At 61.8% G+C, this 14111-nt stretch carries 14 protein-coding genes; 11 read left to right on the top strand and 3 right to left on the bottom strand.

Annotated features, from left to right (window positions below; all coding sequences use genetic code 11):
- The first annotated feature begins 23 nt into the window (after nt 1-23).
- The 5 genes from HNE_RS04725 to rnhA are packed head-to-tail and all read left to right on the top strand — an operon-like array spanning nt 24 to nt 5141.
- Complete coding sequence (locus HNE_RS04725; protein WP_011645976.1) at nt 24-1523, top strand: spinster family MFS transporter; 1500 nt, start codon at nt 24-26, stop codon at nt 1521-1523.
- Between the two features lie 37 nt (nt 1524-1560).
- Nucleotides 1561-3060: a spinster family MFS transporter gene (locus HNE_RS04720; protein WP_011645975.1), complete on the top strand. Its 1500-nt coding sequence runs from the start codon at nt 1561-1563 to the stop codon at nt 3058-3060.
- A gap of 11 nt (nt 3061-3071) precedes the next feature.
- Nucleotides 3072-4058, top strand: a complete 987-nt coding sequence (locus HNE_RS04715) for a homoserine kinase (protein ID WP_011645974.1) — start codon at nt 3072-3074, stop codon at nt 4056-4058.
- Nucleotides 4055-4645 (top strand): hypothetical protein, encoded by a 591-nt coding sequence (locus HNE_RS04710; protein WP_148205807.1) that lies wholly within the window; start codon nt 4055-4057, stop codon nt 4643-4645. Before HNE_RS04715 ends, HNE_RS04710 begins: the two co-directional genes overlap by 4 nt.
- 43 nt (nt 4646-4688) lie before the next feature.
- Nucleotides 4689-5141: a ribonuclease HI gene (rnhA, locus tag HNE_RS04705; RefSeq protein WP_011645972.1), complete on the top strand. Its 453-nt coding sequence runs from the start codon at nt 4689-4691 to the stop codon at nt 5139-5141.
- 94 nt (nt 5142-5235) lie between these two features.
- Here the strand turns inward: rnhA and ctrA are convergent, their stop codons facing one another.
- From ctrA to HNE_RS04690, 3 genes are all read right to left on the bottom strand, one after another.
- Entirely contained in the window at nt 5236-5949 is a 714-nt protein-coding gene (gene ctrA, locus HNE_RS04700) for a response regulator transcription factor CtrA (protein ID WP_011645971.1), read from the bottom strand.
- A gap of 133 nt (nt 5950-6082) precedes the next feature.
- Nucleotides 6083-6919, bottom strand: coding sequence for an AAA family ATPase (locus tag HNE_RS04695; protein WP_011645970.1), 837 nt, complete (start codon nt 6917-6919; stop codon nt 6083-6085).
- A gap of 4 nt (nt 6920-6923) precedes the next feature.
- Nucleotides 6924-7934, bottom strand: a complete 1011-nt coding sequence (locus tag HNE_RS04690; protein ID WP_035590053.1) for a flagellar biosynthesis protein FlhF — start codon at nt 7932-7934, stop codon at nt 6924-6926.
- Between the two features lie 227 nt (nt 7935-8161).
- On the opposite strand from HNE_RS04690, the gene HNE_RS04685 reads away from it, so the two are divergent.
- From HNE_RS04685 to HNE_RS04660, 6 genes are all read left to right on the top strand, one after another.
- Nucleotides 8162-8563, top strand: coding sequence for a hypothetical protein (locus tag HNE_RS04685; RefSeq protein ID WP_011645968.1), 402 nt, complete (start codon nt 8162-8164; stop codon nt 8561-8563).
- Nucleotides 8564-8587: 24 nt separating this feature from the next.
- The gene (locus HNE_RS04680) at nt 8588-9505 is read left to right on the top strand and encodes a pseudouridine synthase (protein ID WP_011645967.1); all 918 of its coding nucleotides are present in this window, start codon (nt 8588-8590) and stop codon (nt 9503-9505) included.
- Between the two features lie 33 nt (nt 9506-9538).
- Nucleotides 9539-10876 (top strand): cytochrome P450, encoded by a 1338-nt coding sequence (locus HNE_RS04675; protein ID WP_011645966.1) that lies wholly within the window; start codon nt 9539-9541, stop codon nt 10874-10876.
- A gap of 78 nt (nt 10877-10954) precedes the next feature.
- Nucleotides 10955-12277: a cytochrome P450 gene (locus HNE_RS04670; protein WP_011645965.1), complete on the top strand. Its 1323-nt coding sequence runs from the start codon at nt 10955-10957 to the stop codon at nt 12275-12277.
- Nucleotides 12274-13017, top strand: coding sequence for an enoyl-CoA hydratase/isomerase family protein (locus tag HNE_RS04665; protein WP_011645964.1), 744 nt, complete (start codon nt 12274-12276; stop codon nt 13015-13017). Before HNE_RS04670 ends, HNE_RS04665 begins: the two co-directional genes overlap by 4 nt.
- 21 nt (nt 13018-13038) lie before the next feature.
- On the top strand, nt 13039-14109 hold the full coding sequence (locus HNE_RS04660; RefSeq protein WP_011645963.1) for a DUF2855 family protein: 1071 nt from the start codon (nt 13039-13041) through the stop codon (nt 14107-14109).
- Nucleotides 14110-14111 lie beyond the last annotated feature (2 nt).

Here is a 14111-nt window from a genome sequence, read left to right as displayed (position 1 = left end):
GTTTTCCTGGGAGGCGAGCTGACATGACGGCAACCGCAGACGCGGCTGAAACTGGCAACGGGCACATTACCGGTTTCGGCTCCAAGCCGTACCGCTCCTATGTCCTGCTTGCCCTGACGCTGATTTACACGCTGAACTTTATCGACCGCACCGTCATTACGGTTGTCGCCCAGCCGATCATCAACACGTTTTCACTGAGCGATGCGCAATGGGGTCTGCTGACCGGCCCACCCTTTGCGCTGTTCTACGCACTCATGGGCATTCCGATCGCCATGTGGGCGGACCGGGGCAACCGCGTCTTCATCATCTCTCTGTGCGTCATCATCTGGTCGATCATGACGGTGTTCTGCGGCCTGGCGGCCAGCTTTATCTGGCTGTTGCTGTTCCGGGTTGGCGTGGCGATTGGCGAGGCAGGCTGCACCCCGCCCGCCAACTCGATCATCACCGATTATTACCCGCCCAAGAGCCGGGCGAACGCCATCGGCATCTACTCCATGGGTGTTACGGTGGGCGGCGTCATGGCGCAGCTGTTCGGCGGCGCGCTGGCAGGCTTGCAGGGCGCCGACTTTGGCAACTTCCTGTCCTCGATTGGCCTGGGCTGGCTGTTTTCGGGCATCAATTGGGAAGAGGTGGAAGGCTGGCGCCTGGTCTTCGTGATCGTGGGCGCGCCGGGCATCCTCGTCGCCCTGATACTCTGGCTGACGACGCGCGAACCGCCCCGTGGCTATTCAGATCCGAAGGGAAAGACACCGCTTGAAAAAGCCGGCTTCTTCGAAGCCTTCCGGGAGTTTGGCGCAAAGCCGACCTTCTGGTCACTCTCTCTCGGCGCCGCGTTCGTCGCCTTTGTCGGCTATGGGCTGATCAGCTTTCAGGCGCCGTTCCTGATGCGCGTACATGGCGTCAGCGTTTCGGAAGCGGCGATCCGTTATGGCGCGCCCCTGGCCGCGGTCGCGGCCTTCGGCACTTTTCTGGGCGGTTTCCTGTCAGAAAAATTCACGCCGCGCTTTCCAGCGATCGTTGCCTGGCTGCCCGGTGTGGGCCTGCTGATTGCCATTCCGGCCTATATTGCCGCCTTCCTGACGCCTTCCCTGACGATGGCGTTCTGGATGTGGGTCATCGCCGCCATCGCGCACTACGCCTATCTCGGCGCGCAATACACCGTGTCGACCGCCATCGTCAGCCCGCGCTCGCGCGCCACGACGGTTTCGGTGCTGCTGCTGATCGTCAGCCTGATCGGGAACGGCCTCGGCCCGATGTTCACCGGCATGATGAGCAGCGCCTTCATGGGCGGCATCATCAGGAAGAACGGGCTGGAGGAAGCCTTCGCGACCTTCAATCCGGGCCTCTGCGCCGGTCGGATGGCCGAAATCGGCGAAATGGGACCGGCGCTCTGCTCGGCCTATGCCGAGGGCCTGCGCCAGTCGATGGTCGCCACGGTTGTCTTCCTCGTTATTGCCGCCGCGTTCTATTTCCTCGCCTCCCGCACCTTCCTGAAGGATCGCTGGAGCCCCGCCGCGGATTGAATTTCGCAATTCTTGCCTGACTGTCGTGGAGACCCGCATGACCGACGCCGCCACCCCTAGCCAGACAACCACCGAAGCCGTTCCGGGTTACAAAACCGGATTCGGAACCCCGCTTTACCGCGGCTATGTTTTGTCTTCGCTGCTTGTTGTTTACATCTTCAATTTCATCGACCGCTCGATTTTCGGTATCCTGACCGAGCCGATGAAACTCTCCCTCCAGCTCGAAGACTGGCATATGGGATTGCTCGGCGGCCTCGCCTTTGCGATTTTCTACACGACGCTGGGTATCCCGATTGCGCGCGTTGCCGAACGCCGCAGCCGGATGATGATCATTGTGATCTCGCTGACCCTGTGGAGCCTGATGACGGTGCTCTGCGGCTTTGCGACGAGCTTCATGACGCTGTTCATTTTCCGCCTGCTCGTAGGCGTAGGCGAGGCGGGGTGTACGCCGCCGGCACAGTCTGTGATCGCCGATTATTTCAAGCCGACAAGCCGCGCGACGGCCGCTTCAATCTATGCGCTCGGCGTTCCGCTGGGCGGGATGCTGGCCGGTCTCGCCGCAGGCCCGATCAATGATTATGTGACCGGCGAGAACGTCTACAATCTCTTCGGCTCATGGGGCTGGACCTGGGCGCAGGGGCTGGTGGACTGGAATAGCCTGGAAGGCTGGCGCATCGCGTTTATCGCCGTTGGCCTGCCGGGCGTTCTGTTTGCCCTCATCCTATTCTTCACCGTGAAAGAGCCACCCCGCGGATATTCTGATCCTCCGGGCGCGCCGCGCAAAGCGGTACCTGATGGCTTCGGCACAGTGCTGAAGGATCTGATGAAGAAGCCGACCTATGTGCATGTTGTGGCCGGCGCGGCGATCGCCTCCTTTGCCGGTTACGGCGTTGCGGCTTTCTCCACCTCCTTTCTGCTGCGCACCCACGGGCTGACGCTGACCGAAGCGGCGTTGATCTTCTCGCTGGTTCTGGGCGTGATGGCGGCGATTGGCGTGTTCCTCTCGGGCTTCCTCGCGGACAGGCTGTCCGTGCGGTATCCCACAGCGCTGTCCTGGATGCCGGCGCTGGGCATGGGGCTTTCCGTGCCGCTTTACTGGCTCGGCTATCTCAGCCCCACCGTGCCGTTGATGATTCCGCCGCTGATGCTGGCGGCCACGCTGCACTACTTCTATCTCGGCCCAATGTATGCGGTCTCGGCAGGGGTTGTGGACAGCCGCACACGCGCAACGGCCGTGGCGATCACTCTGTTTGCGGTGAACCTGATCGGCATCGGCCTTGGCCCCACGCTGATCGGCTTCCTCTCCACCGGCCTCAAGACGATGATGTTGGATGGCAATACGATCGGCCTCACCCTGCAGATGTGTAAGGACGTCACCGTGCTCGCCGCTGACCAGGCCGCTGCCTGTCGCGACGCCGATGCCCGCGGCCTGCAATGGTCGATCATCATCTTTGCTTCGCTCTATGGCTGGGCGGCGATCCACTACCTGCTCGCCGGCAAGACACTTAGCCGTGACATGCTCTCCAAAACTGCGTAAGGGCGCCGCCTATGGCGGTATATACGCAAGTTTCTGATGAAGCCCTCGCAGGGTTCCTCGCCGGGTATGATCTCGGCGAGGCGCTTGCGTTCAAGGGCATTGCCGAGGGCGTTGAGAACTCGAATTACTATCTCGAGACCCGCAAGGGCAGGTACATTCTCACCCTGTTTGAAAAGCGGGTGAACGCGGCAGACCTCCCGTATTTCATTGGTCTGAAGCAGCATCTCTCGTCAAAGGGCTATCCCTGCCCCGAGCCGGTCATGGGGCTTGACGGACAGGCGCTGCGCACGCTGGAAGACCGCCCGGCCGTCATCGTGACGTTCCTCGATGGCCTCTCGCCGCGCCGCCCTACGGCGAAGCAGTGCCGCTCGCTGGGCGAAGGTCTGGCGCGGATGCATCTGGCGCTGGCGGATTTCAAAGGCCACCGCGAGAACGCCCTCGGGCCATCTTCCTGGCGCCGCATGTGGGACGGGCGCGGGGCAGATGCCGAGGCGATCCAGCCGGGACTGGAAGCCGAAGTGAACGCCTGCTTCGAGCGCATCAATGCGGCGCGAGCTTTTTCGGCGAACCTTCCGCGCGGGACCATCCATGCCGATCTCTTCCCGGACAACGCCTTCTTCCTGGGCGAGGCGTTCTCTGGCGCCATCGACTTCTATTTCGCCTGCACCGACGCGCTGGCTTACGATCTCGCTGTCTGTCTCAATTCCTGGGCCTTCGAAGAAGGCAACGCGACGGATGCTTCGCGGCTGGAATACAATTTCTCCAAAGGCTCCGCACTGATCGCGGGCTACCAATCGGTCCGACCGCTTGAAGCGGCTGAGCGGGAGGCGCTGCCTGCGCTGTGCCTCGGATCGGCGATGCGGTTTTTCCTCACGCGCCTCTCTGATTGGTCGTCCACGCCGGCGGGCGCCCTCGTAAAGCCCAAAAACCCTCTTGAATACGCCGCTCGGCTGGCTTTCCATCGCAAGATCGAAAGCGCCGAAGGCTATGGGGCATGAGCGACAACGCAGGGCCTGAACCACACGTACCTCCTTCCGCACCCGACAGCCCGCTGCCCGGCTATGCTATGGCCGCGCGCCCGCGCCGGGTGAAGCGGGTCAAGCTTGCCCTTTTCCTCTCCTCCATGGCGGCGTGTGTCGTGGTTGCCATTGTCGGCTTTCTGATGATGGCGCTCAGCTTCACAGTCATCGGTCTGGCGGGCCAGGCACCGGGGCTGGCCGTCGGCGCCGGAGATTTCCGGGGCGGCGCGCTGCTGGCCACCCAGTTGGCGGCGATGAACTTCATCCTGTTCTTCATCACGGTGCCGGCAGCCGCGCTGGCGCTCGGCCTGTCGATCGGCCGGTTTCCCTATCGGGGCATCACGGCGCCGGCATCCTATGTGCGCTGGGGCGCGGTGTGGGGCGCGGTGCTGGTGGGTGGCACGACATTTGGCTTTGGCTGGTTTGGCGGAGCGGCCTCTGCGCTGGGGGCGTTGATGTGTGGCGGATGCATCGGCGCCATCGCAGGCGCATTCTGCGGCTTCCTGTTTCACGCCATCGTACAGCCGGCCCGCCAGCTTACACAGATGGATGTGAGTGTCTTCTGAAGGGCGCTTGACGCGGGCGCCAAAGCCCCGCACCCCGCTGATCATGACCGACAAAGACATGATTGAAATCTGGACTGATGGCGCGTGTAGCGGAAATCCCGGCCCCGGCGGCTGGGGCGCGCTGATCCGCTGGAATGGCCACGAAAAGGAACTCTATGGCGGCGATCCGGCCACCACCAACAACCGGATGGAAATGACCGCCGTGATCGAGGCGCTGAACGCGCTCAACCGCCCCTCAAAGATCACGCTGAACGTGGATTCCACCTATGTGAAGGACGGCCTGACCAAATGGATCAAGGGCTGGAAGCGCAATGGCTGGAAAACCGCCGACAAGAAGCCTGTGAAAAACCAGGAGCTGTGGATGGCGATGGAAGAAGCCTGCAAACGGCACGAGATCACCTGGGTCTGGGTGAAGGGCCATGCGGGCGATGAGGGTAACGAGCGGGCCGACGGCCTCGCCCGCAAGGGCACGGATGAAGTCCGCGGGCGGAAATAGGCGCGCTTCAAATCCGCAATGAAAAACGCCCGGAGAGTCTGGCTCTCCGGGCGTAAATTTTTGACGGGTCTCAGAAAGCTCACTCTCAGATAATTCAGGCGGCTTCTTCGATCTCGCTGGATTTCTGGGATGGGCGCGGATCGCGCAGCACATAGCCCCGTCCCCAGACGGTTTCGATATAGTGATTGCCGCCCGTGGCCTGCTGCAGTTTTTTGCGCAGCTTACAGATGAAGACGTCGATGATCTTCAGCTCGGGTTCGTCGAGGCCACCATAGAGGTGGTTGAGGAACATTTCCTTGGTGAGCGTCGTGCCCTTGCGCAGGGAAAGCAGCTCGAACATGGCGTATTCCTTGCCGGTGAGGTGGACACGCTCGCCGTCGACTTCGACGGTTTTTGCGTCCAGGTTCACCAGGATGTCGCCGGTGCGGATCACGCTCTCGGCATGGCCTTTGGAGCGGCGCACAATGGCGGTGATCCGGGCGATCAGCTCGTCCTTGTTGAACGGCTTGGTGAGGTAATCGTCAGCGCCGTAGCCAAGGGTTTTCACCTTCGCTTCGATGTCCGGATTGCCCGAGAGGATCATGACAGGCGTGTTCACACGGCTCATGCGGAGCTGTTTGAGCACCTCAAAACCGGTGATGTCCGGCAGCGACAGATCCAGGAGGATCATGTCGAACTCGTAGACTTTGCCGATATCAACGCCGTCTTCACCGAGGTCGGTGAGGTAGACGTTGAAGCCAGCGGCTTTGAGCATCAGCTCGATTGAGCGGGCCAGCGCCCGGTCATCTTCAATTAGCAGGACGCGCATCGCTCGTCTCCCGAATCATCTTAAGTTAGTCGTAGCGGCTTTGGTTAACATTGTGAATCCTAACGCACCTTTATTAACAGGTATTAAAAAAGCGTTGGAACACAGACGAAATGATTCATTTTCTCTGAACGGATCAGTTGCCAAGCTCCGCTGAGGCTTGCCCCATCATCACCTGGGCCACCGCTATGACATCCTGAACAGGCTGGGCCTGTGGATCGATGGACATAAGTGTTTTCTGACAACGGATTGCGTCGCGCACCTTGGGATCGCGCATCACCGTTCCAGCCAGGCGCGGGCGGAAACCCAGGAAAGTCTGGCAGGCGCGGGCGATGGCTTCATAGGTGCGCTGGCCCGCAGCGCGGGTATCGGCCTGGTTTATGCAGATCAGCGGTTCTACCGATGGCGCGTAACCACGAAGCACCTTGATGAAGGCGTAAGCGTCCGTCATCGAGGAGGGATCATCCGTAATCACGATCAGCGCCTTGTCGCCCGAACGGGCCAGGCGCATGCAGTTGGCCTCGATACCGGCGCCGAGATCGATGACGACATGATCATATTGCAGCGCCAGCGCCGAAAGACCGGCAGCCAGGCGCGCAACTTCTTCCGTAGGCAGTTCAGCCAGAGCGCCAGAGCCCGAACGGCCCGGCAGCACATCAAATCCGCCATGACCCGCGCCGCCATCAACCGGCGTCACGGCATCTTCAAGCTCGACCCAGCCGGCCACAACAGCGGCCAGATCCGTCTCAGGGGCAATACCGAGCTGAACGTCGACGTTGGCGAGGCCAAGATCGCCGTCCACCAGCAGAACGCGGCGGCCGGCCTGGGCCAATGAGGAGGCCAGAGAGATTGAAACAAACGTCTTTCCGACGCCGCCCTTGCCACTGGCAACGGTGATGACGGAGGCCGGCGCGACCCGCGGGGGCGGGCGAACGGGGGGACGGTCCTGGGATCTGCGAAGGGCAAAGCTCATGGGATCATGCAGCTCCTCTGAGGGCAATCACGTCACCGCGGGCGTCTTCCATCAGAAGCGCGGCGAGGCGTGAAGGGGCAGCCGGAACGAGTCCGCCGCCAATGAAGGGGGTGATTGCCAGGTGCGAAAAGGCGATGCCGGAGGATGTCAGGGCGGCGATGGCCCCGCCCCTGCGGCGCACAACATCGAGTTTGGTGAGGATGGCGCGGCGCACGCCGGCCCTGTGGAAAGCACGGGCGGACTCGGCCAGATCGTCCGGGTGCCCCTCGGCAGAGAGCACCAGAACCGGCTCGGCGCGGATCGCAGCGACGAGATCGCCAAGGCTGGCCAGATCATCGCCCTCGAACGGGTTGATCGCTGGCAGATCGATCACACAGCGGCGGCTTTCATTGCGTAGGGCGCGCAGTTCGCTGAACAGGGCGTCTGGCGTTTCGGCCACGCGGATCTGGGCACGTTCGCGCTCCAGATAGGCGGCGAGCTGTTCGCCCCCGGCAGAACCGTCCAGATCGGCGGCCAGCGGGGTGATCTCGGTGCGCGCGACAGAGGCGCGGCGGGTCAGTTTGGCAGCGGTGGAGGTGCGGCCTGCGCCGGGTGGACCCACCAGGAGAATGTCACGGTCAAGACGCGCCGGTATGGGATCGCAGGTCACCATGCGGGACAAGCCCTCGGCCATCGCCTCTTCGGGTGTGGAAAACTCACCCGGACGGCGGCCCGCGCCTTCATTGGCCACACGCTCGGCAAAGCGCTGCGGCGCGCCATGCCAGAGCAGCGCGTCGCGCACGCGGGCAAAGACCGGATTGTCGGCGCCGCGGCCATGGCCGAGATTGCGGGCCTCGCGCAGGAAGAAAGGTTCGTTACCTTTTGCGGCGGCCCCTGCCCGGTCGGTTGCGGCGCGCACTTCGACGCCGCCATCAACTTCGCGCTCGGAGAGGATGACGGCATCCTCGCCCATCTCCGCAAAGATCATCGCCTTGGCAGCTTCCATCGATTCTGCGGCGAACATCTTCATGCGCATGGGCGTCTTGTCCTCAAGTTACGCTGTGCGGCGAGAGTGTGGAGTGAATCTCAGGGGCGCCGCTGAACTCGATTTGATCAAGCCGCCCAAAGGTTAATTTTTTCCGAAACTGCGTTAGGGTTTACAGGAAATTCAGAGATTCCCTGCAGTTGTAATGTTGGCGGGAACAGGCTGGGCAATCGCCCGCCGCGCCCTATCCTGATGGATCAGAGGAGCCCGGAAACGCCATGCCGCTAACAGAAATTCTTGCGATTACAGGGCTCGGCTTCGGCGCCGCGTTAGGTCTGGGCGCGCTGATTGCGCCCGAATGGGCCTCGGGCGTGGTGCGCCTCAAGGCAGATCCTGCCAAAGGCGGGGGATATTCGGAATTCCGTGCCACTTATGGCGGCCTGCTGCTGATGGTTCACGGCGCCGCGCTGGTGATCGTCGTAATAACGCCGCCTGCGGGCTCAACGCTGGTTGTGCTGCCCATCGCGGCGGGCTGGTTTGGCGCTGCCATCGGGCGGGCGGTTGCGCTCGTTTTTGACCGCGCCAAGCTCGGCGACACGCGGATAATTCCCATCTGGATGGCGACTGAGGTGGCCCTTGGCCTTGCTATTGGCGCGCCAGTCCTGCAATTCCTCGGCTGAAACAAGTCACAGAAAGACATTGCCATGACGGAGCGTCGCGAGACGGGCCGCCCAGCCCGAAAGCCTTCCAGCCCCAAACGGGCACCTGGCCCCAAAAGCAAATCGACCGCCACCCCGGCTGACTGGAGCGAGGGCGAGCGGATTGCCAAATACCTCGCCCGCGCCGGGGTTGCCTCCCGCCGCGAGGTGGAGCGCCTGATCGAAGCGGGCGAAGTAACGGTCAATGGCCAGAAGCTGACCTCGCCCGCCTTCAAGGTAACCGGCCGGGAAGCGATAAAGGTTGGCCGCAAGGTCATCCAGGCGCCCGATGCCAGCCGTCTCTGGCGCTATCACAAGCCCTCCGGCCTGATCACGACCACCAACGACCCCGCCGGGCGCCGGACAATCTTTGACGAGCTTCCAAAATCCCTCCCCCGCACTGTGACGGTCGGACGGCTCGACCTGACGACAGAGGGCCTGCTGCTGCTGACGAACGATGGCGAGCTGGCCCGCTTCCTGGAACTGCCCAAATCGGCGCTGGAGCGCACCTATCGGGTCCGCGCCAAAGGCACCGTGACCCAGCTGAAGATCGACGAACTGGCCAGCGGCATCACCGTTGAAGGCGTGAAGTATCAGCCTATCAAGGCCGTCTTCGATCGGGAGATGGGCGCCAACTCCTGGCTGACCGTGACGCTGACTGAGGGCAAGAACCGCGAAGTTCGTAAAGCGCTGGAGTCGGTCGGCCTCACCGTGAACCGCCTCATCCGGGTAAGTTACGGTCCGTTCCTGCTGGCAGACCTCAAGCCCGGACAGGTGGATGAAGTGCCGCCTGACCTGCTGGAAACGGCGCTGGCCCTGTTGGGACATGAGGTGGATACGGCGCCCGAGAAGCCTGCGCCTGCCGCTAAGTCACGCCTTGGCAGACGGGGGCCTTCGGCTAGAGTGAAGGGGAAGCGGTCGTAGACGCCGCAAACCCCTACTCTGGAGGAATTTCCCATGTCCGATTCAGCTGTGCTGGCGGTTCCGCCGGACACAAAGAAAGACCCTGCCCGCCGTATGAGCGAGGCCGCCGCCGCAACCTGCGACCAGATCGTAACTCCGGCCGTCTATGCCGACCCGCCCACGCTGGACGCCGCCTTCAAGCGCCTCCGCGCCGAAGACCCGCTCGCCTGGTGTGAGCCGGAGGGTTTCCGTCCCTTCTGGGCCGTCACCAAGCATGCCGACATCATGGACGTGTCGCGCCAGAACCAGCTGTTCACGAACGGCCAGCGCGAGATGCTGTCCTATCATGAGGCGGAGAAAGGCGTTTACGCCAAGTTTGGCCAGCCCCACCTGCTCAAGACCCTCGTTCAGCTCGACGACCCGTCCCACTACAAGCTGCGCCACCTGACCCAGGAATGGTTCATGCCGCAGAACGTGAAAAAGCGGGATGACGCCGTCCGCAGCATTGCCAAGCAATATGTCGACCGGATGGAAGACCTTGGCGGCGAATGCGACTTCCAGCGTGATATCGCGCTCTATTATCCTCTGCGCGTGATCATGCAGATCCTGGGTGTTCCGGAATCGGACGAGCCGATGATGCTGAAGCTGACGCAGGAAATCTTCGGCGCGCAGGATGAAGACCTGATGCGCGACAAATCCCTGGCTGAGGAGCGCGATGTCGAAAAAGGCCTCGCCTCGATCCAGGCGACGCTGGCCGAATTCTTCATGTACTTCACCAACATCACAGCCGACCGCCGCGCCAACCCGAAGGATGACGTGTCCACCGTGATTGCCAATGGCATGATTGACGGTGAGCCTATCGGTCAGCTCGAAGCGATGAGCTATTACATCATCACGGCAGCCGCCGGACACGACACAACCAGCGCCTCAACCGGCGGTGGCGTGCTGGCGATGCTGCAGAGCCCGTCTGAACTCAAGAAAATGATGGATGATCCAAAGGGCATGTCACGCACCGCCGTGGACGAAGCCATCCGCTGGACCACGCCGGTGAAGCATTTCATGCGCACGGCGCAGGATGACTACACCCTCCGTGGCAAGAACATCCTGAAAGGCGAAAGCCTGCTGCTCTGCTATCCGTCTGGCAACCGCGATGAGGAAGTCTTTGACGACCCTTACAGCTTCAAGGCCGACCGGTCGCCCAACAAGCTGATCTCGTTTGGCTATGGCGGGCATATGTGCCTGGGCATGCACCTGGCACGCCTTGAAATGCAGGCGATCTATGAAGAACTCTTCAGCCGCGTGAAGTCGATTGAACTCGCCGGCGAGCCAAGCTTCATCAAGGCCAATTTCGTGGGCGGCCCGAAATCCATCCCGGTACGGTACAGGTTCTGATACTTGGGGGCGCTTCCGGGCGCCCCACCCTGCCCCTGCCCTCCCGAACAGATATTGTGAGCTACGCCCATGACCTTCATGAATGTCACTGAAACCTATCAGGTCGAGAGCCCTCCCAAGGAGCCAAAATTCGGCAAGGCTTACGCCCTGACACCCCCACTGGATCTTACCCAGCCCACCGTTTTCTCCGAACATGGCGGCTATACGTACGCCGATTTCGCGAAGATGCGGGAGAAGGCGCCCGTGATGTGGCACCCGGAAGAATATGGCGCGGGCTTCTGGGCCGTTACCTCATATGATCTCGTCAAAAAGGTCGAACTGACACCGGAAACGTTCTCGTCGCAAAAAGGCGGCATCCTGATGAATTACGGCATGGAGGGCGTTCCACGCCATCCGCTGCTGCATTCTTCGTCGCTGAACTCGCTGATCAACCTCGACCGGCCCTATCACACGCCCCTGCGCATGGAGCATATGGCTTATTTCCGCGCCGATTTTGTTGCGGAACTGAGAAAGCGGGTGGATGTGGAAGTAAACCGCCTGCTCGACACGATGGAGGCCCAAGGCCCCGTTGTAGACATGGTGGAAATGTTCTCGGCGGAACTACCCCTCTTTACATTGTGTGAAATCCTGGGTGTTCCACCGGCTGACCGCCCGAAGCTGGTCCATTGGATGCACTTCCTCGAGACTTCGCAATACCAGGCCCAGCAGGAAGGCCTCGGGAATGTATCCCAAGAGCAGATCATGGCATTCCTGAACGAGATTCAGGCCATGTTTGAATATGGCCGCTACCTGCTAGAGGAGCGCCGCAAAAATCCGCAGCCGGATCTTCTCTCGGCCATTGCCAATGTGCAGGTTGATGGCAAGCCGCTGTCGCCGGAATTCCTTGATGGCTCTTGGCTGCTCATTGTCTTCGCGGGCAACGATACGACGCGTAACTCGCTCTCAGGGACGATGCGCCTGCTGACGGAAAATCCCGAGCTGCGCGAACAGTTGAAAGAAAAGCCCGAGCGCTTTCCTAACTTCGTGCACGAAGCCATCCGCATGGTGACGCCGGTGACCTATATGCGCCGCACGGCCACTCAGGACACAGAGCTGGGCGACCAGAAGATTGCCGAAGGCGAAAAGGTGATCATGTATTACGCGGCCGCCAACCGCGATCCGTCGAAATTCGAGAACCCGGACCGTTTCGATATCGACCGCTCCAACGCCAAGGAACATCTCGCCTTTGGTCACGGGCCGCATGTGTGCCTCGGCCAGCGGGTCGCCAACATGCAGCTGGAGTCTGCTTACCGGCAAATCCTGTCGCGTTTCCCGAATGTGCGCTGGACCGGCGAGCAGACGATTGCGCCCAACAACTTCGTTCACGCGATCTCGTCCCTGATGGTGGATCTGGGCAAATGAGCGTTGTTCTGCGCGAAGACCGGGACGGCCTGGCCATCCTGACGCTCAACCGGCCGGACAAGCTGAACTCGCTGACCGTCGGCATGTTCGAAGAACTGCGCGGGCATGTGAGCGATCTTTACAAGGATGAGTCCATCGGCTGCGTTGTCCTGCGCGGGGCGGGGCGATGTTTCTCTGCCGGCCATGATCTGGCCGACATTGCCGAGGGCGAGAAAGTGCCCTCGCGCGGCTGGCATTCGGAAACCCTGCGCCTGCTGGAGCGCCTGCCCAAGCCTGTCATCGCGGCGGTGCATGGTCATTGCTATACCGGCGCACTGGAAGTGGCGCTTGCGGCAGATTTCATCATTGCCGCCGAAAGCGCGAAGTTTGGCGACACGCATGCCAAATGGGCGCTTACCCCGATCTGGGGGATGAGCCAGCGCCTGCCCCGGCGCGTGGGCATCGCCACCGCCAAGCGCCTGATGTTTACCGCCGAAATGTTCGGCGCAGCAGAGGCGCTGCGCATCGGCCTGGCAGAACACGTTGTTCCCGATGCGGAATTTGACGCCGCCATCGACAAAATGGCAGGCCAGATCCTCGCCAATTCGCCGTTCAGCCACGCGGCCAACAAGCGCCTGCTGGAAGCGACTGACGCGCGGGATATGGACAGCGGCCTGCAATGGGAAATACTTAACAATGAGGGCGTAGGCCCTGACATGCAGGCTCGCATCGGCGCATTCATGGGGAAAGGCCGAAGCTGAGCCCGAACAAGGGGACTGAACTTGGCTGACTTTCTGATCCGGCGCAGCAATCTGCGCGACACTTCCTGGGTAAACACGCCGCTGCCGCCACTGGCAGATGGACAGGCGCGGCTGAAGGTGGACGCCTTCGCGCTGACGGCAAACAACGTCACCTATGCCAGCTTTGGCGAGGCGATGGGCTATTGGAACTTCTTCCCGGCGGCTGATCCGGCCTTCGGCCGCGTGCCTGTCTGGGGTTTTGCCACCGTTACCGCGTCCAAGGCTGAAGGCGTTGCGCCCGGTGCGCGCGTCTATGGATACCTGCCGATCTCGGATGAGTTCGACATCCAGCCCGTGCGTGTCAGCGCGGCGAGCTTTATGGACGGCGCCGCCCATCGCCAGGGGCTCGCACCCATTTACAACACCTACATCTTCAACGCGGCAGACCCGTCTTACGATCCGGCTTTCGAAGCCCAGCAGATGCTGTTCCGCCCCCTGTTCACCACCGGCTGGATGATTGATGACTGCCTGATGGAGACGGGCACGGAGATCCCGGAAACGGTTGTGATTTCGTCGGCCTCGTCCAAGACCGCGCTCGCCCTCGCCCATTGCCTGAAACAGCGCGGCGCCGTGGAAGCCATCGGCCTCACCTCACCGGCCAACAAGGACTATGTCGAAGCCTCCGGCCTCTATGCGCGCACCACAACCTATGACGATGTGGACCGGCTGCACGCGCGGGGGCTTTCGGCCTATGTCGACTTTGTGGGGCGCCCGGCACTCACCGCCGATGTCCATCATGCGCTGAAGGACCGGCTGGTCCGCAGCCTTGTGATCGGTGTGACGGATTGGGAAGGTAATCGCGCGCCGGTTGACGCGCCGGGTCCACAGCCGGAATTCTTCTTTGTGCCGACATATGCCGCCGAGCGCGCAAAAGCGCTGGGCGCGGATGAACTGAACGCCAGAACCAGCAAGGCGCTGGCAGGCTTCTATTCGGCCTCAGCCAAATATCTCACGCCCCTCAAACAGAGCGGTCAGGACGCCATCAAGACCGCCTGGCAACAAACGCTCGACGCGAAGATCCCGCCCTCAAAAGGGCTGATCCTCAGCTTCTGAGC

The sequence above is a fragment of the Hyphomonas neptunium ATCC 15444 genome (genome assembly GCF_000013025.1).
Lineage (GTDB): Bacteria > Pseudomonadota > Alphaproteobacteria > Caulobacterales > Hyphomonadaceae > Hyphomonas > Hyphomonas neptunia.
This window is presented reverse-complemented; position numbering and strand designations above follow the sequence as displayed.

Bases quoted from the DNA above. Each gene is read 5' to 3' on its own strand.
- HNE_RS04690 (WP_035590053.1), bottom strand. From the start codon at position 7,934: ATGCGCATGAAGATGTTCGCCGCAGAATCGATGGAAGCTGCCAAGGCG.
- HNE_RS04665 (WP_011645964.1), top strand. From the start codon at position 12,274: ATGAGCGTTGTTCTGCGCGAAGACCGGGACGGCCTGGCCATCCTGACG.
- HNE_RS04725 (WP_011645976.1), top strand. From the start codon at position 24: ATGACGGCAACCGCAGACGCGGCTGAAACTGGCAACGGGCACATTACC.
- HNE_RS04685 (WP_011645968.1), top strand. From the start codon at position 8,162: ATGCCGCTAACAGAAATTCTTGCGATTACAGGGCTCGGCTTCGGCGCC.
- HNE_RS04670 (WP_011645965.1), top strand. From the start codon at position 10,955: ATGAATGTCACTGAAACCTATCAGGTCGAGAGCCCTCCCAAGGAGCCA.
- ctrA (WP_011645971.1), bottom strand. From the start codon at position 5,949: ATGCGCGTCCTGCTAATTGAAGATGACCGGGCGCTGGCCCGCTCAATC.
- HNE_RS04695 (WP_011645970.1), bottom strand. From the start codon at position 6,919: ATGAGCTTTGCCCTTCGCAGATCCCAGGACCGTCCCCCCGTTCGCCCG.
- HNE_RS04680 (WP_011645967.1), top strand. From the start codon at position 8,588: ATGACGGAGCGTCGCGAGACGGGCCGCCCAGCCCGAAAGCCTTCCAGC.
- HNE_RS04720 (WP_011645975.1), top strand. From the start codon at position 1,561: ATGACCGACGCCGCCACCCCTAGCCAGACAACCACCGAAGCCGTTCCG.
- HNE_RS04675 (WP_011645966.1), top strand. From the start codon at position 9,539: ATGTCCGATTCAGCTGTGCTGGCGGTTCCGCCGGACACAAAGAAAGAC.
- HNE_RS04715 (WP_011645974.1), top strand. From the start codon at position 3,072: ATGGCGGTATATACGCAAGTTTCTGATGAAGCCCTCGCAGGGTTCCTC.
- HNE_RS04710 (WP_148205807.1), top strand. From the start codon at position 4,055: ATGAGCGACAACGCAGGGCCTGAACCACACGTACCTCCTTCCGCACCC.
- rnhA (WP_011645972.1), top strand. From the start codon at position 4,689: ATGACCGACAAAGACATGATTGAAATCTGGACTGATGGCGCGTGTAGC.